General features: G+C 66.3%; 28 protein-coding genes. 15 read left to right on the top strand and 13 right to left on the bottom strand.

Going from position 1 to position 25,545, the window contains the following annotated elements:
• Nucleotides 1–13 precede the first annotated feature (13 nt).
• Nucleotides 14–397, top strand: a complete 384-nt coding sequence (locus OG716_RS09125) for a PPOX class F420-dependent oxidoreductase (RefSeq protein ID WP_405137221.1) — start codon at nt 14–16, stop codon at nt 395–397.
• Nucleotides 398–418: 21 nt separating this feature from the next.
• Here the strand turns inward: OG716_RS09125 and OG716_RS09120 are convergent, their stop codons facing one another.
• On the bottom strand, nt 419–958 hold the full coding sequence (locus OG716_RS09120; RefSeq protein WP_405137220.1) for a winged helix-turn-helix transcriptional regulator: 540 nt from the start codon (nt 956–958) through the stop codon (nt 419–421).
• Between the two features lie 116 nt (nt 959–1,074).
• Between OG716_RS09120 and OG716_RS09115 the strand changes: the two genes are divergently transcribed.
• Both OG716_RS09115 and OG716_RS09110 read left to right on the top strand, forming a co-directional pair.
• Nucleotides 1,075–1,587 carry an SRPBCC family protein gene (locus OG716_RS09115; protein WP_405137219.1) on the top strand — a complete coding sequence of 171 codons (513 nt, stop codon included), beginning with the start codon at nt 1,075–1,077 and terminating at the stop codon, nt 1,585–1,587.
• Nucleotides 1,587–2,633, top strand: coding sequence for an LLM class flavin-dependent oxidoreductase (locus OG716_RS09110; RefSeq protein WP_405137218.1), 1,047 nt, complete (start codon nt 1,587–1,589; stop codon nt 2,631–2,633). Before OG716_RS09115 ends, OG716_RS09110 begins: the two co-directional genes overlap by 1 nt.
• On the opposite strand, the gene OG716_RS09105 is transcribed toward OG716_RS09110, so the two are convergent.
• The 3 genes from OG716_RS09105 to cobN all read right to left on the bottom strand — a co-directional run bounded on the left by OG716_RS09105 (nt 2,630) and on the right by cobN (nt 7,652).
• Nucleotides 2,630–3,010, bottom strand: a complete 381-nt coding sequence (locus tag OG716_RS09105; RefSeq protein ID WP_405137217.1) for a PPOX class F420-dependent oxidoreductase — start codon at nt 3,008–3,010, stop codon at nt 2,630–2,632. The genes OG716_RS09110 and OG716_RS09105 overlap by 4 nt on opposite strands.
• 166 nt (nt 3,011–3,176) lie before the next feature.
• The gene (locus OG716_RS09100) at nt 3,177–3,716 is read right to left on the bottom strand and encodes a hypothetical protein (protein ID WP_405137216.1); all 540 of its coding nucleotides are present in this window, start codon (nt 3,714–3,716) and stop codon (nt 3,177–3,179) included.
• A 327-nt stretch (nt 3,717–4,043) separates the two neighbouring features.
• Nucleotides 4,044–7,652: a cobaltochelatase subunit CobN gene (cobN, locus tag OG716_RS09095; protein ID WP_405137215.1), complete on the bottom strand. Its 3,609-nt coding sequence runs from the start codon at nt 7,650–7,652 to the stop codon at nt 4,044–4,046.
• 273 nt (nt 7,653–7,925) lie between these two features.
• Between cobN and OG716_RS09090 the strand changes: the two genes are divergently transcribed.
• The 3 genes from OG716_RS09090 to OG716_RS09080 all read left to right on the top strand — a co-directional run bounded on the left by OG716_RS09090 (nt 7,926) and on the right by OG716_RS09080 (nt 10,170).
• Nucleotides 7,926–8,213 carry a hypothetical protein gene (locus tag OG716_RS09090; RefSeq protein WP_327139700.1) on the top strand — a complete coding sequence of 96 codons (288 nt, stop codon included), beginning with the start codon at nt 7,926–7,928 and terminating at the stop codon, nt 8,211–8,213.
• Between the two features lie 37 nt (nt 8,214–8,250).
• Nucleotides 8,251–9,450, top strand: a complete 1,200-nt coding sequence (gene cobG / locus OG716_RS09085) for a precorrin-3B synthase (protein WP_405137214.1) — start codon at nt 8,251–8,253, stop codon at nt 9,448–9,450.
• Between the two features lie 171 nt (nt 9,451–9,621).
• Nucleotides 9,622–10,170 carry a hypothetical protein gene (locus OG716_RS09080; protein ID WP_405137213.1) on the top strand — a complete coding sequence of 183 codons (549 nt, stop codon included), beginning with the start codon at nt 9,622–9,624 and terminating at the stop codon, nt 10,168–10,170.
• Here OG716_RS09080 and ddaH read toward each other — a convergent pair.
• Nucleotides 10,139–11,014: a dimethylargininase gene (ddaH, locus tag OG716_RS09075; RefSeq protein ID WP_405137212.1), complete on the bottom strand. Its 876-nt coding sequence runs from the start codon at nt 11,012–11,014 to the stop codon at nt 10,139–10,141. The two genes, OG716_RS09080 and ddaH, sit on opposite strands and share 32 nt — an antisense overlap.
• A 158-nt stretch (nt 11,015–11,172) precedes the next feature.
• Between ddaH and OG716_RS09070 the strand changes: the two genes are divergently transcribed.
• The 4 genes from OG716_RS09070 to OG716_RS09055 all read left to right on the top strand — a co-directional run bounded on the left by OG716_RS09070 (nt 11,173) and on the right by OG716_RS09055 (nt 14,907).
• On the top strand, nt 11,173–11,610 hold the full coding sequence (locus OG716_RS09070; RefSeq protein ID WP_327139704.1) for an Lrp/AsnC family transcriptional regulator: 438 nt from the start codon (nt 11,173–11,175) through the stop codon (nt 11,608–11,610).
• Between the two features lie 62 nt (nt 11,611–11,672).
• Nucleotides 11,673–12,308, top strand: coding sequence for a precorrin-8X methylmutase (locus OG716_RS09065; protein ID WP_405137211.1), 636 nt, complete (start codon nt 11,673–11,675; stop codon nt 12,306–12,308).
• Nucleotides 12,305–14,326 carry a precorrin-3B C(17)-methyltransferase gene (gene cobJ / locus OG716_RS09060; RefSeq protein WP_405137210.1) on the top strand — a complete coding sequence of 674 codons (2,022 nt, stop codon included), beginning with the start codon at nt 12,305–12,307 and terminating at the stop codon, nt 14,324–14,326. The genes OG716_RS09065 and cobJ overlap by 4 nt, the downstream gene beginning before the upstream one ends.
• 14 nt (nt 14,327–14,340) lie before the next feature.
• Entirely contained in the window at nt 14,341–14,907 is a 567-nt protein-coding gene (locus OG716_RS09055; RefSeq protein ID WP_355121674.1) for a PadR family transcriptional regulator, read from the top strand.
• Here the strand turns inward: OG716_RS09055 and OG716_RS09050 are convergent.
• Nucleotides 14,904–15,689: a cobalt-precorrin-6A reductase gene (locus OG716_RS09050; protein ID WP_405137209.1), complete on the bottom strand. Its 786-nt coding sequence runs from the start codon at nt 15,687–15,689 to the stop codon at nt 14,904–14,906. The two genes, OG716_RS09055 and OG716_RS09050, sit on opposite strands and share 4 nt — an antisense overlap.
• 170 nt (nt 15,690–15,859) lie before the next feature.
• Here OG716_RS09050 and OG716_RS09045 point away from each other — a divergent pair, with 170 nt between their 5' ends.
• The gene (locus tag OG716_RS09045; protein WP_405137208.1) at nt 15,860–16,012 is read left to right on the top strand and encodes a hypothetical protein; all 153 of its coding nucleotides are present in this window, start codon (nt 15,860–15,862) and stop codon (nt 16,010–16,012) included.
• A 25-nt stretch (nt 16,013–16,037) separates the two neighbouring features.
• On the opposite strand, the gene OG716_RS09040 is transcribed toward OG716_RS09045, so the two are convergent.
• Nucleotides 16,038–16,475, bottom strand: coding sequence for a hypothetical protein (locus OG716_RS09040; protein ID WP_405137207.1), 438 nt, complete (start codon nt 16,473–16,475; stop codon nt 16,038–16,040).
• Nucleotides 16,476–16,846: 371 nt separating this feature from the next.
• Between OG716_RS09040 and OG716_RS09035 the strand changes: the two genes are divergently transcribed.
• Both OG716_RS09035 and OG716_RS09030 read left to right on the top strand, forming a co-directional pair.
• Nucleotides 16,847–17,392 carry a hypothetical protein gene (locus OG716_RS09035; protein WP_405137206.1) on the top strand — a complete coding sequence of 182 codons (546 nt, stop codon included), beginning with the start codon at nt 16,847–16,849 and terminating at the stop codon, nt 17,390–17,392.
• 191 nt (nt 17,393–17,583) lie between these two features.
• Nucleotides 17,584–18,783: a hypothetical protein gene (locus OG716_RS09030; RefSeq protein WP_405137205.1), complete on the top strand. Its 1,200-nt coding sequence runs from the start codon at nt 17,584–17,586 to the stop codon at nt 18,781–18,783.
• Here OG716_RS09030 and OG716_RS09025 read toward each other — a convergent pair.
• Together OG716_RS09025 and OG716_RS09020 are read right to left on the bottom strand one after the other, a co-directional pair.
• On the bottom strand, nt 18,780–18,953 hold the full coding sequence (locus tag OG716_RS09025; protein ID WP_405137204.1) for a hypothetical protein: 174 nt from the start codon (nt 18,951–18,953) through the stop codon (nt 18,780–18,782). The genes OG716_RS09030 and OG716_RS09025 overlap by 4 nt on opposite strands.
• 388 nt (nt 18,954–19,341) lie before the next feature.
• Complete coding sequence (locus OG716_RS09020; RefSeq protein WP_405137203.1) at nt 19,342–19,854, bottom strand: hypothetical protein; 513 nt, start codon at nt 19,852–19,854, stop codon at nt 19,342–19,344.
• A gap of 235 nt (nt 19,855–20,089) precedes the next feature.
• Between OG716_RS09020 and OG716_RS09015 the strand changes: the two genes are divergently transcribed.
• Nucleotides 20,090–20,359 (top strand): DUF2277 domain-containing protein, encoded by a 270-nt coding sequence (locus OG716_RS09015; RefSeq protein WP_405137202.1) that lies wholly within the window; start codon nt 20,090–20,092, stop codon nt 20,357–20,359.
• An 18-nt stretch (nt 20,360–20,377) separates the two neighbouring features.
• On the opposite strand, the gene OG716_RS09010 is transcribed toward OG716_RS09015, so the two are convergent.
• A complete protein-coding gene (locus OG716_RS09010; RefSeq protein WP_405137201.1) occupies nt 20,378–21,412 on the bottom strand; it encodes an alpha/beta hydrolase in 1,035 nt (344 codons plus the stop codon).
• Between the two features lie 422 nt (nt 21,413–21,834).
• Between OG716_RS09010 and OG716_RS09005 the strand changes: the two genes are divergently transcribed.
• Entirely contained in the window at nt 21,835–22,803 is a 969-nt protein-coding gene (locus OG716_RS09005) for a hydrolase (protein WP_405137200.1), read from the top strand.
• Here the strand turns inward: OG716_RS09005 and OG716_RS09000 are convergent.
• The 3 genes from OG716_RS09000 to OG716_RS08990 are packed head-to-tail and all read right to left on the bottom strand — an operon-like array spanning nt 22,800 to nt 25,481.
• The gene (locus OG716_RS09000; protein ID WP_405137199.1) at nt 22,800–23,666 is read right to left on the bottom strand and encodes a DUF6081 family protein; all 867 of its coding nucleotides are present in this window, start codon (nt 23,664–23,666) and stop codon (nt 22,800–22,802) included. The two genes, OG716_RS09005 and OG716_RS09000, sit on opposite strands and share 4 nt — an antisense overlap.
• A 29-nt stretch (nt 23,667–23,695) precedes the next feature.
• Complete coding sequence (locus OG716_RS08995) at nt 23,696–24,733, bottom strand: LLM class flavin-dependent oxidoreductase (RefSeq protein WP_405137198.1); 1,038 nt, start codon at nt 24,731–24,733, stop codon at nt 23,696–23,698.
• Nucleotides 24,734–24,758: 25 nt separating this feature from the next.
• Nucleotides 24,759–25,481 (bottom strand): SDR family NAD(P)-dependent oxidoreductase, encoded by a 723-nt coding sequence (locus OG716_RS08990; RefSeq protein WP_405137197.1) that lies wholly within the window; start codon nt 25,479–25,481, stop codon nt 24,759–24,761.
• Nucleotides 25,482–25,545: the final 64 nt, after the last annotated feature.

Raw genomic sequence — 25,545 nt, 5'->3', positions numbered from 1 at the left:
ATAGGCTGCGGGCGTGGATAATCCGTTCGGCCCCGCGGGGACCGCCAAGTACGTCCTGCTGACCACCTTCAAGAAGGACGGCACCCCCGTCGGCACGCCGATCTGGGCGGCGCTCGACGATGGCCGCCTCTACGTCTGGACGGTCGCCGACAGCTGGAAGGTCAAGCGCGCGCGGCGTAATCCGCAGGTCACGGTGCAACCGTGCGATGTGCGCGGCAAGGCCTCGGGTGAGATCGTGCAGGCCAAGGCCACCGTGCTGGACGGGGCGGGCAGCGAGCGAGTGCGCGGGCTGATCAAGCGCCGTTACGGATTGCAGGGCCTGCTCGTTGTCGGAGCCAGCACGCTGCGGCGCGGCAAGGACGGCACGGTCGGCATCGAGATCACCGCCGACGCCTGACGGTCGCTGTTCGACTCGTACTCAGCCGGCCGGGCGATTCGATTCGGCCGGCCGCGCAGCGTCGTCGAGCCCGAATCTGCGCCGAACATCGGGGCGCGCCAAGAGTTTAGGCGGATAGCCGGGTCCGGGCCGCGCTGTGACATCCGGCCATTCGAGGCGTTCCCCGCAGTGTGAGCAGACCACCTGAGCGCCGGCGTCGTGGCCGCAGCTCTCGTGCCGGGTGACGACGGGCGGACCCGCCTCCCCCGAGAGCCAGCGATCACCCCACGCCGTCATCGCCAGCAGCACGCCGTAGAAATCTCGCCCGGACTCGGTCAGCACATACTCGTGCCGGACGGGCATGGTCTCGTAGACCTGCTTCTCCAGCAGTCCCGCCTCGACCAGCCGGCGCAGCCGCTCCGAGAGCGTATTGCGGGCAATGCCCAATTCCTGCTGGAACTCGTCGAAGCGGCGAATACCGTAGAACGCCTCACGCAGCACCAGCGGCGTCCACCAGTCGCCGAGCAGATCCATGGTGCGCGCCACCGAGCAGGGCCAGTTCGCGAACGACGTGCGCTTCATACCGCCATCCTAGCGAGTCTCTCTTCGAGACTCAGCAGATAATACGTGTGGACAGCTATTGCCCCCGTGGGTCTATCTACGCAACTATGGACGTCAACGGATGGAAGGAGCTCGCTGTGGAATGGACCGGACAGGTGTACGCGGACACCCCGACAGTGGCGGCGCAGACGTACATCGAGGCCTCGCCGCGCCGGGTGTGGGAGTGCGTCAGCGATATACAGCTCATGCCCCGGCTGAGCGCGGAACTGCGGAGCGTGCACTGGCTCGACGAGGCGAGCGGACCCGCGCCGGGCGCCCGGTTCGCCGGGCAGAACGAGCATGACGCACTCGGTAGCTGGGAGACGATCAGCACGATCGTGACCTGCGAGCCGGAGCACAGCTTCGCCTGGGCCGTCGGCTCGCCCGAATACCCTTCCAGCATTTGGCGATTCACGCTCCGGCCGGAGGGCTCGGGGACCGTGCTGGAGCAGTGGACGCAAATGGGCCCGGCCCGATCCGGCCTCAGTTACGCCATCGATGCCATGCCCGATAAGGAGCAGAAGATCGTCTTCGTCCGCCTGCGCGAATTCGAGAGCGGTATGGAAGCCAACCTCGCCGCCATCAAGACCCTCATGGAGCAGGAGGCGTAATGCGCACCGCGACAACAATCGAAGGCTCGGCGGGCAGCTGGCGCGATCTCACCGACTTCGTGGTCGAGGCCGAGAGACTCGGGCTCGATATCTGCTGGGTGGCCGAGGCGTGGGGTACCGACGCACCCACGCCGCTGGGGTTTCTGGCGGCGCGCACAGAGCGAATCCTGCTGGGCTCCGGCATTATTCAGCTCGGCACCCGCTCCCCCGTCACCATCGCGCAGACCGCCATGACCCTGGCGCAGCTCTCGGAAGGCAGGTTCCTGCTCGGCCTCGGAGCCTCCGGACCACAGGTCATCGAAGGGCTGCACGGCGTTCCGTTCGCACGCCCGCTGACGCGCATGCGCGAAACCGTCGAGATCATTCGACAGGTGTTCACGGGCAATAAGATCAGCTACCAGGGCAGGCAGTTCACCATCCCGCTGCCGGGCGAGAGCCGCCCGATGCGCTCGAGCATGCCGCCGGTCTCGGTGCCGATCTACCTCGCGACACTGTCCCCGAAGATGCTGGAGCTCACCGGCGAACTCGCCGACGGCTGGCTCGGCACCAGCTTCGTTCCCGAGGGCGCGGACGCCTACTTCACCCATCTCGACGACGGGCTGGCCCGTTCCGGGCGCACCCGCGCCGACCTCGATATCTGCCAGGGCGCGGAGATCAATATCGTCGACGGTGAGGCACAGCTGGCCGAAATCCTCGGCAGCCGTAAGAAAGAGCTCGCCTTCTCACTCGGCGGTATGGGTTCCGGATCCACCAACTACTACAACAATGCCTACAGCCGCCAGGGCTGGGCGGATGTCGCCGAACGGGTCCGCGAACGCTGGCAGAGCGGTGACCGCGACGGTGCGGCCGCCCTGATCACCGACGATATGGTCCTGGCCACCACACTCATCGGCACCGAGGAGCGGGTGCGCGAACGCCTGCGGGTCTGGCGGGACACCGGGGTGGACACCGTGCGCCTCTACCCGGCCGGTGACACCCTGCACGACAAGCTCGACAACCTCGGCCGTGGCATCGACATGGTCCGCGAACTCGGCGATCGCGCCTAGCTCTGCGGAATGATCGCCAGGCCTACCGACCGGTCCGCGCCCAGCACGAGTTCGTGACCGCGGATGGCGAGCGTGCCGAGCAGGCCGTACTTGCGTCCCACCACGGTGCGTACGAGTTCGGTGCCCGCCGCGTCCAGGACCTCGGCGGTACCGGGCAGGATCTCCGCCCCGCGCGGCCGACCCCGGTTATCGCAGATCTGCACGGTCACCTGCGGATTGCGGCGAATTCGCTTGACCTTCCAGGTTTTCGGATTGGTCCACACCAGGATGCGGGCGCCGTCCGGGGCCACCCAGACCGGGGTCGCGACCGGGGTGCCGTCCTTCTTGTACGTGGTGAGCAGGGCGTATTTGGCCTGAGCCACATCGTTCCAAGTCATGATCGAACGGTATGCCCGCCGCACCGCGACGGCATCCGTCCGCAAGCGCACGTGCGGCTACGACCACAGTCGTACGGCGTCACGGTCGAACCGCCGGGCCGGTCGCCCGGTCCGGCGGTCCGCCATACGCACGGCCAGGTGCTGCCCTGGCACGGCCGTGCTCACCTCAGGGCTGATCTCCGGCGATGATCGCGCCGAGCAGGCCACCCACGCCGCAGCCGACAATGGCTCCGACCACGAAGAAGAAGAAACCGACCACGGCGCCGACGATGCAGCCGATGACCGCCCCGCCCACGATCGATCCGGCATTGGCCACGTTCTGTAGCGCGACCGTCTGCACCGTGGGCGCGGCGATATCGGCCGCGTTCGCGGGACGCACGGTCAATGTCGTACCGGTGGAGTCGATTTCGGGTACCACGTTCAGCGACCGATCGGCCAGCTGGTACACCAGCGGTAGCGATGCGATGGAGGCACCATCGGGTCCGATCACATTCACCGTCCCGCCGGCCAGTTCGAAGTGGCCACCGGCGAGAGTGGTGGTGACGGCGGAGCGATCGGGCGCCAGGCTGGTGGTGTACTCGACCCCTCGATCGACACCACTGATGCCCGGTTGCGCCAGGACCGGTTCACCATGGGCGGTGACCGTCGCGACACAGAGCGCGGCAATCGAAAGAAGTGTTGTAGCGGCGATTTTGGCGATTCTCATAATGACTACCTGCATTCGAAAGAGCCGATTCACCGCACGATCGAGTAGGCGCATTCCGTGTCATCGATGACACAGCGGACGCCGGAGACTACGACTCGATTGCGCGTACCGGATTCACGCGGCGAATCAAGGAATCCACATCTAATTATCAAACCCACTAGTGTGTTGGGAGTTCCCGGCGCCTCGGCTATCGATGCCTCCCCGAGTATGACGAGGGAACCATTCTTATGGTCCTCTCAGACTCACTCCGAGGGTAGAACAGGTGTCCGGGTTGTCCGCCGATGTCCTCTGCGGACAACCCGTCACACCGCGTGAAGCGGAATTCGCTTATTCCAGTTCGCCTTCGGTTTCCAGGTAGACCTGGCGCAGACGCTCCAGCGTATCGGCCTCCGGAGCCTCCCAGAGCTTGCGCTCGGCCGCCTCCAGCAAACGCTCTGCAATGCCGTGCAACGCCCACGGATTCGACTGCTCCATGAACTTGCGATTCACATCGTCGAATACATAACTCTCGGCCAGCTTTTCGTACATCCAGTCGGCGACCACATTGGTGGTGGCATCGTAGCCGAACAGATAGTCGACCGTGGCGGCCATTTCGAACGCGCCCTTGTAACCGTGCCGGCGCATGGCCTCGAGCCAGCGCGGATTCACCACGCGGGCCCGGAATACCCGAGCGGTCTCTTCGGACAGCGTGCGGGTGCGCACCGCATCCGGCCGGGTGCTGTCGCCGATATACGCCTCGGGATTCTTACCGGTGAGCGCGCGCACCGTGGCCACCATGCCGCCGTGGTACTGGAAATAGTCGTCGGAGTCGGCGATATCGTGTTCGCGGGTGTCGGTGTTCTTGGCCGCCACCGCGATTCGGCGATAGGCGGTGCGCATATCGTCGGCGGCCGGTGCACCGTCGAGATCGCGGCCGTAGGCGAAACCGCCCCAGGCCGTGTAGACCTGCGCCAGATCGTCATCGGTGCGCCAGCTCTTGGAATCGATGAGCTGCAGCAGGCCCGCACCGTAGGTGCCCGGCTTGGATCCGAAGATGCGGGTGGTGGCGCGGCGCTCATCGCCGTGCTCGGCCAGATCCGCCTGGGCATGTGCGCGAACGTAATTGGATTCGGCGGGCTCATCGAGCTCGGCGACCAGGCGTACCGCGTCATCGAGCAGCGCCAGCACATGCGGGAAGGCATCGCGGAAGAAGCCACTGATGCGCACGGTCACATCGATGCGCGGACGGCCCAGCTCCGCGAGATCGATCGCCGCCAGCGTGGTGACGCGGCGGCTGGCCTCGTCCCAGACCGGGCGCACACCGAGCAGCGCGAAAACCTCGGCGATATCGTCGCCGGAGGTGCGCATGGCGGAGGTGCCCCATACCGAAAGGCCCACGGAGCGCGGATATTCGCCGTGATCGGCGAGATAACGCGCCAGCAGCGAATCCGCCATGGCCTGACCGGTTTCCCAGGCCAGCCGCGAGGGGACGGCCTTGGGATCCACCGAGTAGAAATTGCGGCCGGTGGGCAGCACATTGATGAGCCCGCGCAGCGGCGAACCGCTGGGCCCGGCCGGAATGAATCCGCCATTGAGCGCGTGCAGAATACGGGTGATCTCGATACCGGTCTGGCGCAGGCGCGGAACCACCTCTGTCGCAGCGAATCCCATGACCCGGCGCACTGCGTCCAGGCGCGCGGCATCCTCGGTGCCGACCAGGTCCTCGGTGACGGCGTCGATGGAATCGACATCCCAGTCGACCTCCTGCATGGCCGCGACCAGTTCCCGGGCGCGGGCCTCGACGGTATCGACCCGCTCGCGCGATTCGTCACCACTTTCGCTGAGCCCCAGCGCTTCTCGCAGACCGGGCACATTCACCTCGCCGCCCCACAGCTGGCGGGCGCGCAGCATGGCGAGCACCAGATCGACCTCGGCCGCACCGGCGGGCGCCTGGCCGAGAATGTGCAGCCCGTCGCGGATCTGGACATCCTTGATCTCGCACAGCCAGCCGTCGACGTGCAGCAGCATATCGTCGAAGACGTCTTCGTCCGGTCGCTCGGCCAGCCCGAGGTCGTGATCCATCTTGGCCGCGCGCATGAGCGTCCAGATCTGCTGGCGAATGGCGGGCAGTTTGGCCGGATCGAGGGTGGAGATATTGGCGTGCTCATCGAGCAGTTGCTCCAAACGCGAGATATCGCCGTAGCTTTCGGCGCGCGCCATGGGCGGAATCAGATGATCGACCAGGGTGGCGTGGGCGCGGCGCTTGGCCTGCGTGCCCTCGCCCGGATCGTTCACCAGGAACGGGTAGATGAGCGGCAGATCTCCGAGCGCCGCATCGGTGCCACAGGAGGCGGACATGCCGAGGGTTTTGCCCGGCAGCCATTCCAGATTGCCGTGCTTGCCCAGGTGCACCATGGCATCGGCGGCGAATCCGTCGGGCGCGGCCAGCCAGCGGTAGGCGGCCAGATAGTGGTGGCTCGGCGGCAGATCCGGATCGTGGTAGATGGCGACCGGGTTCTCCCCGAAACCGCGCGGCGGCTGCACGATCAGCACGATATTGCCGAAACGCAGTGCGGCGATGACGATCTCGCCCTTCGGATCGGCGGAGCGATCCACATACAGCTCGCCGGGTGCGGCGCCCCACGCCTGCGTGACGCCCTCGCGCAGATCCTCCGGCAGCGTGGCGAACCAGGCGCCGTAGGTATCGGCGCCGATGCGAATCGGGTTGCCCTCCAACTGTTCCGCAGTCAGCCAGTCCGGGTCCTGGCCACCGGCGGCGATGAGCGCGTGGATGAGCTTGTCGCCGTCACCCTCCTCCAGGCCGGGGATCTCCCCCGGCTCGCCGAGATAGTAACCGGCGGCACGCAATTCATCGAGAATCCGGAGCACACTGGCCGGGGTGTCCAGGCCGACGGCATTGCCGATGCGGGCGTGCTTGGTCGGGTAGGCCGACAGCACCAGGGCAATGCGCTTGTCCGCATTGGGAATATGCCGAAGTCGCGCGTACCGCACCGCGATTCCGGCCACGCGGGCAGCGCGCTCCGGATCGGGCACATAGGTGGACAGGCCGTCGGCGTCGAACTCCTTGAACGAGAACGGCACCGTGATGATGCGGCCGTCGAACTCCGGCACCGCCACCTGGGTGGCGACGTCCAGCGGTGAGAGGCCGTCGTCATTGGCCTGCCACTGCTCGCGGCCGCTGGTGAGGCAGAGCCCCTGCAGGATCGGCACATCCAGATCGGCGAGCGCACCCACATCCCATGCCTCGTCATCACCACCGGCCGACGCCGTGGCCGGTTTGGTACCGCCGGCGGCGAGCACGGTCACGATGAGCGCGTCCGCCTGGCGCAGCTCCGCCAGCAGATCGGTCTCGGCGGTCCGCAGCGAGGCGCAGTACACCGGCAGCGCCCGCGCGCCCTTGTCCTCGATGGCCCGGCACAGCGCATCGATATAACCGGTGTTCCCGGCCAGATGCTGGGCGCGGTAGTAGACGACAGCCACCGTCGGCGCACCCTCGGCTACCGGGCGCGCATCCCGTTCCAGCCGGCCCCAGCTGGGCAGCTCCACCGGCGGCTCGAAACCGAATCCGGTGAGCAGCACGGTGTCGGAGAGGAAGTTGTGCAGCTGCAAGAGGTTTCCGGGCCCACCGGCCGCCAGATAGTTGTGCGCATCGGCGGCCACACCGCCGGGCACGGTGGAGCACTCCATGAGTTCGGCATCGGGTGCGATCTCACCGCCGAGCGCGACCAGCGGAGTCCCACTGGCGCGCACCGCCTCCAGACCTTCCTCCCACGCCCGTTTACCGCCGAGAATGCGCACGATCACCAGATCGGCGCCGTCCAGCAGCGCCGGCAGATCCTCCGGCAGCAGTCGCGCGGGATTGGCGAGCCGATACTCGGCTCCACTGGCACGTGCGCTCAGCAGATCGGTATCGGACGTGGACAGCAGCAAAATCACAGGTTTCGGCCTTCCTCGGGTGACGCGCCCAGCACGGTGTGGCGCTCGACGGGAAGGTCTGACTGTCACAGTGGCGCGACCGCACCGGAATTGCACCGGCTACTTCCGTCCGACGAGCCCGCCGATGCTATCGCGCCCTGATCACAGTGCGGCAAAGCCTGGTCGGCAATGCTGTTCCGCTATGAAATCCGCGCGTACGCTGCCCGTATGCCGAAAACTCCAGGATGGGTCAGGCGGAATCGATTCGCTGCCTGGTCAGGATATCTTTGCGCATTGGTTGCCTTCGCAATGCTGGGCATGACTTTGGTCGCCGCCGGCAGTGGCAATACGCGGTACGCGATGCTCGCGGGCATCATCTTCGCCGCCACGGCTCTCTTCGGGATCACGGTGCAGCTGACCACCGTGCACCGGGACCACCTCGATCACCACAACACCCCGAACCTGCTCCAGGACACCTGGGAAACGTCACCGGCCTTCGCGCTGCGCCGCGGTGTCCCGAGCTCGATCGAACCGCACCAGGCCGGTTGGCCGGAATGGCAAGCGCAGCACGGACCTCGATAAACTCCCGCACCGCCGGTCACCGTAGGCTTGACCGGTCATGACCCGAACAGATCCCGATTCCTGCCCGGGCGTGCTGCGTCTGCACAATGCCGCCGACGGGCCCCTCGCGCGTATTCGCGTGCCCGGCGGGCAGCTCGCCCCGCAGCAGTTGCAGGCGCTCGCCGAGGCGGCGCGCGAACTGGCCGACGGCAGTATCGAACTCACCTCGCGCGGCAATGTGCAGCTGCGGCGGGTACGCGATGCGAGCGCACTCGAAGCGCGGCTCACCGCGGCAGGGCTGCTGCCGAGCGCCTCGCACGAGCGGATTCGCAATATCATCGCCTCACCGCTGGCCGGGCGGGTCGGCGGCGCGGCCGATGTGCACGGACTGGTTGTTGCACTCGATGCCGGATTGCAGGCCGACCCATTGCTGGCGAAATTGCCGGGGCGCGTGCTGTTCACGCTCGATGACGGCCGCGGTGATGTCAGCGGGCTCGGCGGGGATATCGGTGTGCACGCGGTGGACGGCGACACCTATGCGCTGTTGCTGGCGGGTGCGGACTCCGGGGTGCGGGTGTCTGCCGGCGACGCGGTCGGCCTCATGCTCGCGGCCGCGCACGGCTTTCTCGAACTGCGCGACGGGCAGTGGCGGCTGCACGAGATCCCCGACGCCGGGCCCCGTCTCACCGATCGACTGCTGACCACTCGATCCGGACTCGATACCAGCGACGAATCCATCGAAATCGGTGTGCGGCACGAGATTCCGATCGGCTGGATGACCCAGGGCGATGATCGTGTGGCCTTGGGCGCGGGGGTGCCGCTCGGTTCCCTGCCCGCGCGCACCGCGGAATTCATCGCCGCCGTGGAGCGGCCGATCCTGCTGACCCCGTGGCGGAGTCTGGTGATCGCCGATCTCGACGAGTGGGCCGCCGAGCAGGTGGTGCGGGTGCTCGCGCCCATGGGATTGATCTTCGATGCGCACTCCCCCTGGCTGCTGGTCAGTGCCTGCGCGGGCATGCCGGGCTGCGCGAAATCCCGGACCGACGTACGCGCCGATGTGGCCGAGGCGGTCGAATCCGGCCGTGTAGTGCCCGCCGGAGCGCCCCAATTCGCCCGCGAAGGGCTGGAAGCCGCCGAAATCGTGGCGTCCGGCCGCCAGCACTGGTCCGGCTGCGAGCGCCGCTGCGGCCGGCCGCGCGGCGCGGTCACCGACATCATCGCCACCGGCGACGGCTACCGCATCGATCCGGCCGACTGAGAGCCCTGTTCGGCACGACTTCCCGGACATGTTCGGCACGACTTCCCGGTCGTAGGGGTGCGAAGTCTCCACCGCACTGTTCACGGCGATCTTTCCGGCGCAGAGTGGATGGTTCAGAGGGCGTGAAGTGTTGTCCGGATCAGGCATACGGATCGGGTGCAGGAGGTCGGCATGACCATTTCGAGAATGGGCGATGAGGAGATCGCGGCCATGTCCGATGTGGAGCGGCGCGAGCTCATCAAACGCTTGCGGGTGTGGGAGCCGCGGCTGCCCCGGCCCGAACTGGTGCGGTTGCATCGCCGTATTCGATTGACGCTCATGGTCGGTGGATGTCTCGCCATGATCCCCTGGCTCGTATACCTGGGCCTCACGCTGCCCGCCGACTATCACGCCCGCAACTGGTCGCTGACCTGGATCGGGTTCGATGTGCTGCTGGTGCTCATGATGGCCGCGACGGCCTACCTCGGGTGGCGGCGGCACGTCATGCTGGTACTGCCCGCCTTCGGCACCGGACTGCTACTGCTGGTGGATGCCTGGTTCGATATCGTCACCGCCGCGCCCGAGGATCTGTGGGTCTCGGTGACCACCGCGGTGGTCGCCGAGATTCCACTCGCCCTACTACAGATCAGTGGAGCGATCCTACTGCTGCGCTTCCTCGTGCAGGCGCATCCCCTGCACGATCCCGCGGTCAGTCCATGGAAGGCAACGCTGCCGTTCTGACCGCATGCTGTTCCAAGGTGCAGCACTTCACGCTGCCACCGGCCTTCAGCAATTCCGACAGGTCGATGCCCACCGGTTCATAGCCGCGCGTCCGCAACTGCGCCGCCAAGCCGGTCGCGCGCTCGCTCATGAAGACGTGGTAGCCGTCGCAGACGCCATTGAGGCCGAGCACATTCGCATCGTCCTCGGTGGCCAGGAGCGCGTCCGGGTACATGCCCGCGAGCAGGCGCGCACTCTCACCGCTGAAGGCCGCCGGGTAGTAGGCGATGGTGTCATCGAGCACCATGAGCGCGGTATCGAGGTGGTAGAAGCGCGGATCGATCAATTCCAGTGAGATGACCGGTAATTCGAAGAACTCCTGCACCTCCTCGTGTGCGGCGCGGGAGCTGCGGAATCCGGTGCCCGCCAGAATGCGGTCCCCGGCAATGGCGAAATCACCTTCGCCCTCATTGGTTTCGCGGGCGGCCAGCACCTGGGTGAACCGTTGTGCGGCAAGCCAATCGTGATAGGCCGGGCCTTCGGCGGCGCGCTCGGGATTGGCGAAGCGGGCCGACAGCGCCCGGTCACCGATCACCAGACCGCCATTGGCGGCGAACACCATATCGGGCAGGGCGGCCACACCCTCGACCACATCGACCACATGCCCGTGCCGTTCGTAGGTGGCGCGCAGGTTCTCCCACTGTGCCCGTGCCAGCGCACGATCCACGGGAGCGGAGGTGTCCATCCAGGGATTGATCGCGTAGTAGACGTCGAAGTGGTCGGGACGGCACATGAGGTAGCGGCGCGGAGTGGGACGGCGGATGCCTGCGGGTTCGGGGGCGCGAAGCGTGGCTACGGAGGTCAACGAGGCTCCTTCGGGAACAGCGCGGACAATGCTTGATCCCGAAGGTAAATGGCGTACCGTTGCGTTTGAAATAGCGAATCGTTGCGTAGATTCATGATTTCGCGGCGAATCATTGCGTCAGGGCGAAAAACACCACGCTTCCGCGAACGGAGAGACCGGTGGATGATCTCGATCGGCGAATTCTGGCCATTCTGCTGAAGCAGGCCCGCGCCTCCTTCCAGGAGATCGGCGCGATCGTCGGGCTCTCCGCCCCGGCCGTCAAACGCCGCGTCGACAAGATGGTCGCGGGCGGGCAGATCACCGGTTTCACCGCCCTGGTCAATCCCGCCGCCCTGGGCTGGCGCACCGAGGCCTACGTCGAGGTCTACTACCGCGACAACATCTCCCCCGCCGAACTGCGCCGCAGCCTCGAACCCATCCCCCAGGTGATCGGTATCTGGACGATTGCCGGCGAGGCCGACGCCCTCGTACACGTCATGGCCACCGATATGGCCGAAATCGAGGTCACCGTCGAGCGCATCCGCGAGAACGCCCGCGTCGGCCGCACCCGCAGCAGCATCGTCATGTCCCGGTTGCTGGAACGCCCGCGCACCTGATTTCCGCGAAGCGACACCACCCGCCCCCAGGTCACGCGTAGCGGAAATCTAGGGTGGACCCCATGTCCGACGTGCGCACCAGCTACCTCACCGACGGGGCCGAGATCTATCGGCGCTCGTTCGCGACCATTCGCGCCGAAGCGGATCTGGCCCGCTTTCCGGCGGACGTGTCGCAGGTGGTGGTGCGCATGATTCATGCCTGCGGGCAGGTGGATCTGGCCGGAGATGTCGAATTCAGCAACGATGTGGTGACCAGGGCACGGGCCGCGATGCGCGCGGGTGCGCCCATTCTGTGCGATGCGAATATGGTCGCCTCGGGCGTGACCCGGAAACGGCTGCCCGCCGACAATGAGGTCCTGTGCCTGCTCGGCGATCCGCGCGTGCCCGCTCTGGCGGCCGAGATGAACAACACCAGATCCGTTGCGGCGCTCGAACTGCTGCGCGATCGGATGGAAGGTGCGGTGGTGGCCATCGGCAATGCGCCGACCGCGCTGTTCCACCTGCTCGACATGCTCGACGCCGGCGCACCCGAACCCGCTGCCGTGCTCGGCATTCCGGTCGGCTTCATCGGCGCGGCCGAATCCAAGCAGGCCCTCGCCGAATACGGCGGCATCGAATTCCTGACCGTGCGTGGCCGGCGCGGCGGTAGCGCCATGACCGCCGCCGCCCTCAATGCGATTGCGAGCGAACAAGAATGAGCGGCAAGCTCTGGGGTGTGGGCCTGGGCCCCGGCGATCCGGAACTGGTGACGGTCAAGGCGGCGCGAATCATCGGCGCGGCCGATGTCATCGCCTTCCACAGCGCCCGGCACGGACGCAGCATCTCGCGCGCCATTGCGGCGCCCTATATGCGCGAGGGCCAGCTCGAAGAGCACCTCGTCTACCCGGTGACCACCGAGACCACCGATCACCCCGGTGGCTATCAGGGAGCCATCGACGAGTTCTACGAAACCGCCGCCGCGCGCCTCGCCGAACACCTGGCCGCCGGACGGTCGGTCGCCCTGCTGGCGGCCGGAGATCCGCTGTTCTACAGCTCTTTCCAGCACATGCACCGCCGCCTGGCCGACGACTTCGACACCGAGATCATCCCCGGCGTCACCTCGGTCAGCGCCGCCTCGGCCGCCCTGGGCACCCCACTGGTCGAGGGCGATCAGGTCCTCACCGTCCTGCCCGGCACCATGCCTGCCGACGAACTCACCCGCCGCCTCCGCGAGGCCGACGGCGTCGCCATCATGAAACTCGGCCGCACCTACCCCGGCGTCCGCCAGGCCCTCGCCGACTCCGGCCGCCTCGCCGACGCCTACTACGTCGAGCGCGCCAGCTCCACCCGCCAGCGCGTCCTGCGCGCCGCCGACGTGGACGAAGCCAGCGTGCCGTACTTCGCCATCACGGTGGTCCCCGGTCCCAAGCCCGCGACGCGAATCACCCTGACGGAAAGCGCCTCCGCCGCTTCATCGACCGATTCCACGCTGGCAGCTGCCGGAGCCGCGGGCACGGTCGATACGAACCGCCGCACCGCCGGCGGAGCAGACGCATCACAAACAATCACCGCGCGGGCCGCCACCGACTCGGCCACCGGTGCCACCGCAGCGGGAGCACCCGCCGCGGGTACCACCGTCACGACCACCAGCGTGACGAGTGCCGATACCACCACGGTGCGTGTCGCGCCATCGACCGCGCCCGCAGCCGACCCCGCTGCCACGACGACGAGCACAACAGCCGCCGACACCGTTGCGGCGCCTGCCGTTCCAGCGACCGCCGAGGTGACATGCGCGCCCTCAACGGATACCGCCGGCGCGACCATGAGCACGATTGTCGCCGACACCGTTGCGGCGCCTGCCGTTCCAGCGACCGCCGAGGTGACATGCGCGCCCTCAACGGATACCGCCGGCGCGACCATGAGCACGATTGTCGCCGGCACTGTCGCGGCCGTTGCCGTTGCCGCGAGCGCGGCCGCGGCGCAGGATGATTCGATCGGTGAGGTGGTGGTGATCGGGCTGGGACCCGGGGCCGCGGAGTGGACTACGCCGGAGGTGACGCGCGCGCTGGCCGAGGCTACCGATATCGTTGGGTACGCGACGTATGTGAATCGGGTGCCGGAGCGGGTGGGACAGCGACGGCATTCCAGTGACAACAAGGTCGAATCCGAGCGGGCGGCAATGGCTTTGGATCTGGCCAAGGGTGGTGCGAGGGTCGTGGTTGTTTCGGGTGGAGATCCCGGGGTATTCGCCATGGCGGCGGCAGTGGTCGAGGAGTCGGCCGATCCGCAGTGGCGCGATGTGCCGGTCCGAGTGCTGCCCGGGGTGACCGCGGCCAGTGCCGTGGCCAGTCGCGCGGGTGCACCGCTCGGGCACGACTTCGCCATGATCTCGCTCTCGGATCGGCTCAAGCCCTGGGAGGTGGTGGCCGGGCGGATCGCCGCGGTGGCCGCCGCGGATATGGCGTTCGCCGTCTACAACCCGGCCTCGTCACAGCGCACCTGGCAGGTGGCCGCCATGCGTGATCTCGTGCTCGAGCACCGCACGCCGGAGACCCCGGTGGTGATCGGGCGAGATGTGGGCGGTCCGGCCGAATCGGTGCGGGTGGTGACTCTCGCCGATCTGGACCCGGCCGAGGTGGATATGCGCACCCTGCTGATCGTGGGCGCATCGACCACCACGGTGTTCGACGCGGCCGGCGGGCCCCGGGTGTTCACTTCTCGACGGTACGGCGATTAATATTCCATAGTGGAATGCAGGCTGGAAGGAGTGTAGTGGCAGACGACAAGACGCGGCGCCCTCTCAATTCGACGGCCGCATCCTTATTGGGATTCCTCCATCAGGGCGATATGTCCGGGTGGGACCTGGTCGCCCAGGCGCAGGATCGCATCGGCGACTTCTGGACCATCACCCAGAGTCAGGTGTACCGCGAGCTGGCGACCATGCATCAGCACGGCCTCGTCGACAAAGGCGAGGCCGGAGCGCGCGACCGCACGCCCTATCGCATTACCGAGGACGGGCGGGAGGCGTTCGCGGAGTGGATCGCCCGCGACCCGGGCGCGGAGACCATCCGGGTGCCGCTGCTGCTCACCCTGTCGTTCGGCGAATTCGTCGATCCGCCACGCCTGGAACGCATTATCGCCGCCAATCGCCCACTGCACGAACAACGGCTGACCTCCTACCTCGCCGGACACGACGAGGAGCGCATGTCACCGTTCGAGCGCGCGACCGTGGATTTCGGCATTCGCTACGAACGCGCCGTACTGGACTGGTTCGACCGGCTCCCCGAGCTGCTCGACCCCAGCAGCCGGTTGTCCTAGGACTGTTGCCGCAGCCAATCCCGTACTGCGGCAACTGTTTCCACCTGCACCGCACCCGCCGGCAGCGACGGGCGGTCGATCATGACCACAGGCAGCGCGAGCGCACGGGCAGCGGCGAGCTTGGCCTCGGTCAAGGCTCCCCCGCTGTCCTTGGTCACCAGCACATCGATGCGCTGCGCGGCCAGCAGCGCGGTTTCGTCTGCGACGCTGAAGGGTCCGCGGGCCAGCAGCACTTCATGCCGCGCGGGCACCGCGCCCTCGGGCGGGTCGATGGCGCGAATCAGGAACCACTGCTCCGAGCCCGCGAAGGCCGCCACCCCTTGGCGGCCGATGGTGAGGAATACGCGCTCCCCCAGTCCCGCAACGGTTTCCGCCGCCGCGGCCAGGTCCGGCACCCGGATCCACCGATCCCCCACCTGCTCGCTCCAGCCGTGGCGGCGCACATGCAGCACCGGCAACCCGGACTCCGCGGCGGCCCATGCCGCATTGGCGGTAATACCCCCGGCAAACGGGTGGGTGGCATCGATCACAGCGCCGATCCCATTGCCGGCAAGCCACTTGCGCAGCCCGTCGGCTCCCCCGAATCCCCCCACGCGCACCGCGCCGACCGGAAGCACAGGTTCGCGCACGCGTCCGGCGAGCGAGGAAACGATCTCGAATCCACGCTCGCCGGAGGCAATATCAGCGATTTCCCGGGCCTCCCGGGTACCACCGAGAATCAGAATCTTCAGGACTGCCCACCGTCCCCCTGAGTGGTGACGCAATTTCCGGAAACTGCGCACTGCGAGTACTTCATGATTCTCCCGAAATTTGGACGTCCGTGCAGGATAGCGGCTCGGGCCAACAGTGTGCATACCCCCGCAGTTGCGAGACAAACCGTCGCCGAGCAGCCGCTTCCCCACCGGCCGAGTGTCTCCGCGGAAATCGAGGTGCTCCGTGCCATTGTTGAGCAATGCTGACACTCATCGGTATTCTGCTGATCATCTGGCTGGTCATGGCAGTGCTCGGCTTTGTCATCAAGGGCATGTTCTGGCTGGCGATCATCGGCATTGTGCTGTTCCTCGGAACGGCCGCCTGGGCAATGCTCTCCCGCAACAAGAGCTGAGCTCGACGAGCCAAGAGCCTGCGGTTCAGACCAGGCCTTCGTCCTGAGCGACGGAACGGTGCCCAATCCGTGCCGTGGTGTACACCTCCAGCAGAAAATCGTCGTCGCTGTAGCGGGCCAGCACCGTCAGACCTGGATGGCCGCCGCGAACGGCATGGACCTCGTCGCCGGTCAGTGGGTACTCGGGCACAGGATGCCGCCAGTGCACGCCGACGACGGTGCCGCCGGGGTCGAGATGACCGAGGAGTTCATCGAGAGCCGCGTGCAAGGCCGGGGCGTCGAGGTAGTAGCACACCTCACTGAGCACTCGCTCTTCCTCGGCCATGTGATCGCTGTTGGCCGGGTTCGCCGCCGCCACCGCCGCATACCAGTCGTCGGTACCGACCTGAACAGATGCCACAGCGGCGATCGCGTTCCGGATCTCATTGTGATCGTGGATCGCGTCGAGGGTCTCGTCCGCCACCCCGCCGCGTCGCCGGGCAGCAATACCAGCCTGCAGCAGTCGTGACCGAATCCACCATCGCTGCGCTGGTTCGCTGGTGAACGCGGCCGGGTTCCATCCGGGTTTCGGTCAGTTTCATTGCCCAGTAGGCGAATTCGAGTTCATCGACATCGGAATACGGATACGTTCGATCTCCGAAAGTGTTGGCCGCCATCGATATCGACGCCGCCTGACCGGCACCCACCCTTGGCGCCTTTGCGCCAAACCCGTTCCCCGACTCGAATGTAGTGTAATCACGGTTCGGACAAGTTATCTCGAACAGGGTTCCCCGCAAGCGTTCCCATACCGCTGCGGCTCAGCGTGAACCCTGTGCTAGGACGGAACAGGATTAAATGAGAATCACGAAGTTCGCTGCGACCGCAGTGTTGACCACCGCAGTCCTGGGTGCGACCGCGAGTACTGCCTCCGGGCAGGTGCCGGCCACGGATCAGGTGACCAGCTCTGTTTCCGGCGTCACCTACACCACCTCCTGGAAAGCAGATGGTTCCTCGGTCAGCACGGATCTGGTCAATGGGAAGTTCCAAACCACGGCCGATGGCGACACGCTGGCCGTGACGGCGTCCGACGGTGCGGTGATCGGCCAGATTCCGCTGGTCTACACGTCGGCGGGACAAAAGATCCGGCTGCAGCCGCAGATCAATAACGCAGGCACCAGCATGACGGTGCTCCGCCCCGACGCGGCGCCCGCGCAGCCGTCGAACTCCACCACGGCGCAGAATATCGACTTCGCGCTCAATGACCAGCAGATCATCGATATCGCGGTGGGTTGCGCGCTCGGCGCTGTCATCGGCGGGATCTTCCTCATCCTGCCCGCGATTCCCGGCTGCCTCATCGGCGGCGTCGTCGGCTACCTGTACGCCAACGGCCAGCTGCCGTAAATCACGCGGTATCGATTACGCACTCTGATCCGCTTCGCGCGCATGCCGGTACTTCACTCATGCTCGAGCGTGGGTGAACTACTGGCATCCGCTCGGGTGGTCGTGCGGGACGTGGACAGTTCGCTCATCCGGCATCGGTCGGCGCGGTCCGGAGGTAGCCTCGAAAGATCGGGTCGAACCAGGGGGCGATCATGACCGGTCGATGGCGAATATCTTCGCTGGCAGCGGTTTTCGTGGCTACGGGGTTGCTCGCGGCGTGCTCGATCGCCGGTACGCCGATCTCGAGGCCCATCGATGTGCGGGTACTGGATGTCGGTCCCTATCCGTTGACGCGCCACGACTACGATCGCCCGGCAGGGTCCTACGGTGCGCAGGTCGAGGGCATGCGGATGTCCGCGGCGCTGGTTCCGGACGTGCAGATCGATCCGATGCTCGCGGTGGGCCGGGCGGGCGGGGTGTTGAGCGATAACAACGCGGCGGTACAGCTGGGCGGTGTCCCCGCGGCCGCGAAAGCCGTACTGACGCGGGAAGGAATGCTGGTCGGCTATGCCGTGAACGGGTCCGATACACCAGGTTCCGGTCCGAATCCGGCCGAGACCGCGCTCACCTGCACACTGCTGCGGTTTCCCGATGCCGCGCATGCCGAGCGGGCGGCGACCGAACTGGAGGCCGCCGATCTCGCCTCGGCTCCGGACCAGAATCGCACGCTCACACTCACCGATTATGCTGCTGCGCAAGTTCATTGGCGTCCGGGCACACCCAGCATCGGAGCATATCTGGCACACGGCGAGTTCGTGCTCCGTGTCTCGGTGCGGCGGCCCGTGGCGGACGAGAACGATCTGCTCGGGTGGGTGCGGCGGGCCTTCGACATGCAGCTCGCCGCCGTGGACAAGTTCAAGCCCACTCCGGCAAAGGATTTCGCGGCACTGCGCATCGACGAGGAAGGCATGCTCGCCCGTTCCATGGTCGGGCAGCGCGACGATCGCAATCCGGACATCGAGGTCTTCGCCGTCTACAGCACGAACTACCTCACCGCCACCTCGACGGATTCGGTCACATGGCAGCGGATACTGCAGGACGCGGGGGCCGACGCGATGTCCTACCTGGAATACGACACATTGTTTCGCGTGCGCGACGCGCAAGCCGGCCATGGGCTTGTCGCCGCCGTGACTCTCCTGCGCCACACCCGATACCGGGACATGGACAGCCCCGCCCATGTCCCCGATGCCCAGTGTCTGGCGCTGGACCCGAAGGCGCCTGCCGCGGGTTTTCCGCCCTACAAGTGCTATCTCGCCTACGGCCGGTACGTCGATGTGCTCAACGACCACGACAAGACCAACATCCTGCATCGCACCGCCGCCGAGTACGCCCTGCTGGCCGACAGCTTCTAGCCGCCGTAGAGGCGAATGAAATCCTGGGTCGGGTCGACGGCGGGCACCGTGTAGCTCGACGAACTCCCGTCGATGTGGGTTTCCTCGACGTAGTGGGCAGGCTCGGCGGGCAGGTGGCGCCATCGGGCGCGCGGATCATCGACCTGCACCCTGTGATTATTCGACGACATGATGTCCCCCATCCAGAATCGTGTCACCACATACTACCTGGAGTTACACGCCGGCGAGGCATGCGTTGCGTCAAAGCCCAAGCCCGACTGGAGGTTCCAGGATGTGGCAGCCGGGCCGGGGCGGCTTCCGAAGTCGCGGCCGCCCCCGCCGGCTCGACCAGCCACCGGCCGGTGGGCAGGCCGGATCGCAGTTACCAGCCGACCGACTGATTGATGGCGATGAGGTTGCCGTCGGCGGCTTTGAGCACTGCCAGACGGTTTCCCGGCATATCGACGATGCCGGTCACCGGATCGCCAGCGATCAATGTACCGGCGGCCTCCGACAACAACACCCGTCAGCGCGACGAGCTGTCCGAAGCCTCGCACGTCATCGCTTCGGTGAGACTTCTCAAGCGGCGGAAGGGTTTTCGAGGACGATTGCGACTCCCTGACCGGATCCGATGCAGACTCCGATCGCGCCGTAGCGCGCATTGCGTTCCCGCAGTTCGGTGGCCAGGGTCAGGACGTAGCGGGCGCCGGTGGCGCCGAACGGGTGGCCGATTGCCACCGCGCCGCCCTTCGGTGTCAGCTTCTCGTCGGGGTCCCCCGCTGTGATCGCGTGCGCGATATTGACGGTCGCGCTCAGCGACGACCCGCAGAACCGGTTGATCGTCGCCCCGGCCACCGTGTCGGGGAATCCCGCCGCCAGCGCCGCCCACCGCGCGACATCACCCATCCCCTCGTGGGCCGGATCGACGCTGCCCGCGACAATGTCCTCGATCTGATCGAGACCCACGCCGACGCGCTCGCACGCACCCTTCATGGTCATCCCCAGCAGGTCGTCGGCACGAATGTGCGACAGCGAACCGCCGTACCGGGCGAAGGGGGTTCGAACGCCGCCGAGCACAAACGCTTCAGTCATCACGATCTCCTTCGACAGTGTCCTCGGATCGCAACGAGCGAGCCGTCGTTGCCGCTTCCGATCTTGCCCCGATTCCGAGGAAATCCGCTGCCTCGGCGCACAATCGGCGGCACCGGGACCTTCTCCCGACCGCACGGAGGTTCGCGGCCGCGAAAGGTCCTGACCAGCGCATTCAATCCCTCGCTCAGGCTCCGATTCGGCGGCCCCGTCGGACCCCGGGCGTAGGCTCACACCCATGTGCCGCAACATTCACACCCTGCACAATTTCGAGCCGCCGGCCACCGAGGAAGAGGTGCACGCGGCAGCCCTGCAGTACGTCCGCAAGATCAGCGGAACCACCAAACCCTCCCAGGCCAACCAGGCCGCCTTCGACCTCGCCATCGAAGAGGTCGCCGCCGCGACCGGCAAACTCCTCGCGGGCCTCACCACCAACGCCCCACCCCGGGACCGCGACACCGAGGCCGCCAAGGCCAAAGCCCGCGCCCTGATCCGCTACACCCGCTGATCCGAACGCCCGCCACCGTCACGCGGGCAGTCCCACGCCGTGCGCCAGCACCGGCCAGGAGGCGGCCAATTCGTCGTCCCAGTATCCCCAGGAGTGGGTACCGTACGGGCGCAGTTCGACGGTTGCCGGAATGTTCAACTCCGCCAATCGATGTGCCATGGCGCGCGTGCAATGGTCGACTGCGGCCTCGATGACACCGCCGACAACGATCTGGTTCGCCAGCGCGCCCACCCCCGCGTCGACGAGGTGCCGATCACGCGTCGTGTCATAGGGACCGGGCAGCCCGTTGCCGCTCGACAGATACAGGTCGAGACCGCGCAGCCCTGCCGCGTTCACATACGGATCATTGGCGGCCCACAGCGGATCATCGGGCGGTCCGTACATATTCTCCGCATCACCACCGCTGTAGGCCACCGTGAGACGGACGAAGGACTGGCCGGCGGGATCGGAGATCTGTGCACATCCGCTGTACGCGGCCACCGCCCGATACAGGCCCGGCTCAGCGATCGGCAATTGCAGCACCGAGGTGCCTGACATAGACACTCCCGCAATCGCATTGACACCATTGGCGCCGAGCGCCACGTCGATCAGCGGTGGCAATTCCTCGGTCAGGTAGGTCTTCCATTTCACGACGCCCAACAATGGATCCGGTGCCCGCCAATCCGCGTAATAGGACGCCGCACCACCGACCGGCTGCACCACATTGATGTCTTTGTCCGCCAGGAAGTCCCCGGCATGGGTTTCGTGATCCCATGACGCCGGCCCCTTTCCGCCGCTGCCCCCGCTGAGCAGATACAGCACCGGCCGCGGCACCGACACATCGGCGGGCCGCTGCACCTCCACCGTGAATTCACTGTTCATCGCAGCACAGAAAACCGTGAGAACCAGATGCCTGTCGCCATCGGCGCGGGTATTCACGATCCGCGAGCCATCCGGTGCGACCGCCGAACCACCCTGTCCGCCAGTCCCGGCCGCAGCCGAGGGCAGAAACGGCGCTGAGGTCAAGGTAGCGGCGAGGACGCCCGAGACAATCGCGATTGCCAACCTGCGCATAAACGAGCGAGAACGCACGGGCCTTGCTTGTCCTGCACCGCTCCCGGGGCATCGCACAGCCGAAATTTACTCCGGAAATCAATGCCGTCCCCGGCGCGAGAGATAGCGTGTCGGCTCGCGCCGCTGACGGCAACCACCATTCCGGAAGTCATCACCACTGATCGACCTCGTCGCACACCGATCGAGCTGGATTCGACTGTGGTGCGAGACGCATGGAGTGCTGTTGGTCCTGACCTCGGGCCGCACAGCAATATGCGCTCACCCCTCACCGGAAGGCCATCCTCGTGTCTGTTCCGACATCGTTCACGAACCCCAGGCAATCTCTGACGGCCGCCGTCGGTGATCGCCTGCTCGATCTGGCCGATCGCACCGCCGCGGTTGCCGAGCTCAATTACGGTCTCGATCAAGAAGTCGTCGAGGCCGTGATCGATGCCGGTTTCGCGCGCCATTTCGTTCCGGCCCGCTGGGGTGGACAGGCCGGCTCGTTCGCCGACGCGACGACTGCCGTGATCGAGGTCGCGCAGCGCTGCGCCTCGGCGGCCTGGTGTGCGTCCCTTACGGCGCACATCGGCCGGATGTGCGCGTACCTACCGATCGATGGCCAAGCAGCCCTATGGCATAACGGACCCGACACGTTGGTGGTCGGCGCTTTGATGCCGATCGGTAAGGCCGAGGCCACCTCTGGTGGCTGGCGGGTACGGGGCGAATGGCCCTACACCAGCATTTCCTTCGCATCGGAATGGGCGTTGGTGTGTGCCAACGTGATCGGACAGCAGCCCGAGGCCAGGTTCTTCGCGGTACCGCGAGCCGATTACGAAGTGGTCGAGACATGGCGCAGCATCGGTATGCGAGGTACCGGCAGCAATACTCTCGTCCTGCCAGAGGTGTTCGTACCGCAGGAACTCTCGTTCGACAGGTCGGACCTGCTCGCAGGTCAGGCACCGGCCGCCCTGGCGCCATGTCACCGGGCGCCCCTCAGAGCGGTCAACGGTCTTTGTTTCGGAGCGCCGGCACACGGGGCTGCCCGCGGCGGCGTAGCCGCCTGGATGGAATCTCTGGAATCCACAGGGGTTACGCAGGCGGCAGAGCTTCGATTGGCCCGATCGTCTGGCGAACTCGACGCCGCCTCATTGTTATTCGACCGCGTCGCGTCCGAGGCAGATGGCGAGCAGGCACACGCAGCTCGTGCCACCCGAGACTGTGCGCTGGCGACGGATCTGTCGCTGACCGCGATCAATCGTGTCTTCCGCAGCTGCGGCACCAGCGCTCATCTCGAAGCCAATGTCCTACAACGATTCTGGCGGGACGCGAACACCGCTGGCAGCCACGTCGTACTCCAACTCGATGCAGCCGCGAAGACCTATGCGTCCCAGGTATTGGCGCACCGTTAGCGCATCGTCCTGACGCGGGTACCGATCCGGACGCGGGCGGATCGAACCGTTACGCGCATTCCCTGACCCTGGATCGATTCGGCGAACATCCCGAAACCGAGAGCCAATCCACGAGGTCGAACATCATCGTCCGAGCCCCCGGTCGACCAGATCAGATAATCGTCCGAGGGCAGGCGGCGGCCGATCCGTTCGATCGCCTGGACCTCGTTCCCGTCCAGAAACCAGCGAACTGTGCCGGTTGCGCTGTCCACTGCGATAGTGCAGCGATAGGTGGTTCCCTCGATGTGATCGGCGACCGGAATCGCATAGGAGAAGGCGGCTCGATCACTGCCGGGACGCGGTAGCCGCTCGTAGAGGACGAAGACGTGCCGACGCGTCAATGCGATATCGAAGATCATGCCCGTTTCGAAATCGGCGCAGATCATCGCCGCCATTCCGGCATCGAGGTCATGGGCCGCGGTGCCGAGCGTCTCCGTGCGAGGAATCGGATCGGTGTTGAAGAACTCGGCGCCGATCGCCAAATCCGCAGTGAAGGCAGCCCCTTCGCCGAGTTCGAATATCGAACCGGATGCCGGCGCAGCGGACAGCGCGAAGGCGGCCCAGCGCAGATGATTGCCCGCGGATGCGCCCGAGCGCGATTCGGGGGTGAACGCGGGTTCGCCGGTCTGTGGATGCCGTGCGCCGGGTACGACCACAACGCCGCCGCTGTCGAGCAATGAGGTGATGCCATCGCCGGCCGGCAGCCCACCGGCCGGGCGCAACCGCCAGCGCGCTCCGGGGCCGTCGGCAAAGGAGCCCGACCGGAAGTCCTCCTCGAAAACGATCGACTCCTGTCGGGGCGCGGCAAATACGCTGTCTACCATGTCAACTCCTGATAGTTGGAAGAACGCGGTCAGTCGATGGCAGCCGACCGAAGCGCGGCGGCAGCTCCGCGCAGGATCTCGATCCGGCCATCGAGTGTGGTGTCCGCAGCGGACACCATGATTCCGAGAGTCGTCACGCCGGCCTCGGCGTACTCCCGCATTCGGTGGGACAGACGGGGAATGGGACCGATCAGCGCAGTCAGATCGATGAACTCGAGCGGAATTTCGGCCGCCGCCGCGGCACGATCTCCGGCGGAGAGCTTCGCTCGGAAACGTTCGATCTCCGCACCGAATCCGAGGTCCCGGGCCATGGCGCAGTAGACATTGTGCTCCTCCTCTCCGATGCCGAGGAGATAGACGTATTGGGCTCGAACGATGTCGGCAGCGGCCCGCACGCTCGGCGCGATCGCAGTCGGCAAGCTCACCAGCACTTCGAAATCCGCCACCTCCCGGTTCTGGCGCGACCTGCCGGTAACGATCTCCGCGACCGACTTGCGCACCCGCTCCGGGGAGCAGAACACTCCGATCCAGCCGTCGGCGATCTCGCCGGCCAGTCGCAGATTTCCCGATCCGACGGCGGCCAGATAGATCGGCAGGTCCGGTCGCGGATGATCGGTGCGCAGTTCCAGCGGTGCGCCGTCACGACGCCCACTGGGAAGCCGAACATGATCGCCGCGATAGGTGACAGGCCCGCCCGCAATCGCCTGACGGACGACATCCACATATTCCCGAGTGCGCGCGATCGGATGATCGAACTTGACGCCGTACCAGCCCTCGGAGACATCGGGATTCGAAACGCCGAGCCCTAATCGGAAGCGCCCGTTGCTGATCGAGTCCAGGGTCGCGGCGGTAAGGGCCGCGAGAGCCGGGGTCCGCGCCGGAATCTGCATGACCGCGGAGGCGAGACCGATACGCGAGGTGCGCCCGGCGACCAATCCCAGAATGGAAGGCGCGTCCGAGCGATAGCCCTCCGGGATCAACGCGACCTCGTACCCGAAGGCCTCCGCTGCCTCGGCAAGTGGGCCCGCACCCTGATGAGTCAGGTTGGCGCCAAGTCTCAAAGACATCGAACCTCCGTGGGTATCTCGATCGTCACAGCAGGTGTGCACCACCGTCGACGGAAAGCACGTGCCCGGTCGTGTACTCCGATTCGGCGAGCAGAACCACCGCTGCGGCGACGTCGTCGGGCTGTCCGACACGCCGCAGTGGTGTGGTCTCCCGTACTCGGGCCGCGATGGACGCGAAGAAATCATCAGACGTGGTCCACGCCGTCTCGATCAATCCCGGGGCGACGGCGTTGAACCGGACGGTGGGGCCGAAAGACGCTGCAAGCAAACGCGTCATATGTTCGACAGCGGCCTTGCTCACGGCATAGGGAATCGAACTGCCCGCCGGCCGGCTCCCCGCGATCGACGAGATATTGACGACCGCGCCGCGACCTGTGGCCTCGAGGTGCGGGATGGCGGCCACCGTTGTCTGCCAGGTACCGAAGACGTTGAGCCCGAATATATCCCGCCAGATATCCGGATACGCTGCAGCAATGTCGCGGTGCGGGATCGCGCGGGTGCGGCCGGCATTGTTGACGAGCACATCCAGCCGCCCGTAGTGGTCGACGCTCTTGGCGACGAGCTCGTTCGCCTGGTCGGCGTCGGAAATGTCGGCCTGAATATAGACTGCGTCTGGAAGAGACTGTGCCACTTGACGCCCCGCGTCCGCCGACGTCGCGGAATTGATTACGATCCGAGCGCCGCCGGCCGCGAAGCGACGTGCCACGGCCGCACCGATTCCCGATGACGAGCCGGTCACCAGCACCACTCTGCCGTCACCTGAAGAGTTCGTATCATGCGCTGACATCCATACCCCTGCTCTCTTTGCGACA

The sequence above is a fragment of the Nocardia sp. NBC_01388 genome (assembly GCF_045040085.1).
GTDB lineage: Bacteria > Actinomycetota > Actinomycetes > Mycobacteriales > Mycobacteriaceae > Nocardia.
This window is presented reverse-complemented; position numbering and strand designations above follow the sequence as displayed.

Bases quoted from the DNA above. Each gene is read 5' to 3' on its own strand.
- OG716_RS09120 (WP_405137220.1), bottom strand. From the start codon at position 958: ATGAAGCGCACGTCGTTCGCGAACTGGCCCTGCTCGGTGGCGCGCACC.
- OG716_RS09110 (WP_405137218.1), top strand. From the start codon at position 1,587: ATGCGCACCGCGACAACAATCGAAGGCTCGGCGGGCAGCTGGCGCGAT.
- OG716_RS09105 (WP_405137217.1), bottom strand. From the start codon at position 3,010: ATGACTTGGAACGATGTGGCTCAGGCCAAATACGCCCTGCTCACCACG.
- OG716_RS09100 (WP_405137216.1), bottom strand. From the start codon at position 3,716: ATGAGAATCGCCAAAATCGCCGCTACAACACTTCTTTCGATTGCCGCG.
- cobG (WP_405137214.1), top strand. From the start codon at position 8,251: ATGACCCGAACAGATCCCGATTCCTGCCCGGGCGTGCTGCGTCTGCAC.
- OG716_RS09080 (WP_405137213.1), top strand. From the start codon at position 9,622: ATGACCATTTCGAGAATGGGCGATGAGGAGATCGCGGCCATGTCCGAT.
- OG716_RS09065 (WP_405137211.1), top strand. From the start codon at position 11,673: ATGTCCGACGTGCGCACCAGCTACCTCACCGACGGGGCCGAGATCTAT.
- cobJ (WP_405137210.1), top strand. From the start codon at position 12,305: ATGAGCGGCAAGCTCTGGGGTGTGGGCCTGGGCCCCGGCGATCCGGAA.
- OG716_RS09055 (WP_355121674.1), top strand. From the start codon at position 14,341: ATGCAGGCTGGAAGGAGTGTAGTGGCAGACGACAAGACGCGGCGCCCT.
- OG716_RS09045 (WP_405137208.1), top strand. From the start codon at position 15,860: ATGCTGACACTCATCGGTATTCTGCTGATCATCTGGCTGGTCATGGCA.
- OG716_RS09035 (WP_405137206.1), top strand. From the start codon at position 16,847: ATGAGAATCACGAAGTTCGCTGCGACCGCAGTGTTGACCACCGCAGTC.
- OG716_RS09030 (WP_405137205.1), top strand. From the start codon at position 17,584: ATGACCGGTCGATGGCGAATATCTTCGCTGGCAGCGGTTTTCGTGGCT.
- OG716_RS09025 (WP_405137204.1), bottom strand. From the start codon at position 18,953: ATGTCGTCGAATAATCACAGGGTGCAGGTCGATGATCCGCGCGCCCGA.
- OG716_RS09020 (WP_405137203.1), bottom strand. From the start codon at position 19,854: ATGACTGAAGCGTTTGTGCTCGGCGGCGTTCGAACCCCCTTCGCCCGG.
- OG716_RS09015 (WP_405137202.1), top strand. From the start codon at position 20,090: ATGTGCCGCAACATTCACACCCTGCACAATTTCGAGCCGCCGGCCACC.
- OG716_RS09010 (WP_405137201.1), bottom strand. From the start codon at position 21,412: ATGCGCAGGTTGGCAATCGCGATTGTCTCGGGCGTCCTCGCCGCTACC.
- OG716_RS09000 (WP_405137199.1), bottom strand. From the start codon at position 23,666: ATGGTAGACAGCGTATTTGCCGCGCCCCGACAGGAGTCGATCGTTTTC.
- OG716_RS08995 (WP_405137198.1), bottom strand. From the start codon at position 24,733: ATGTCTTTGAGACTTGGCGCCAACCTGACTCATCAGGGTGCGGGCCCA.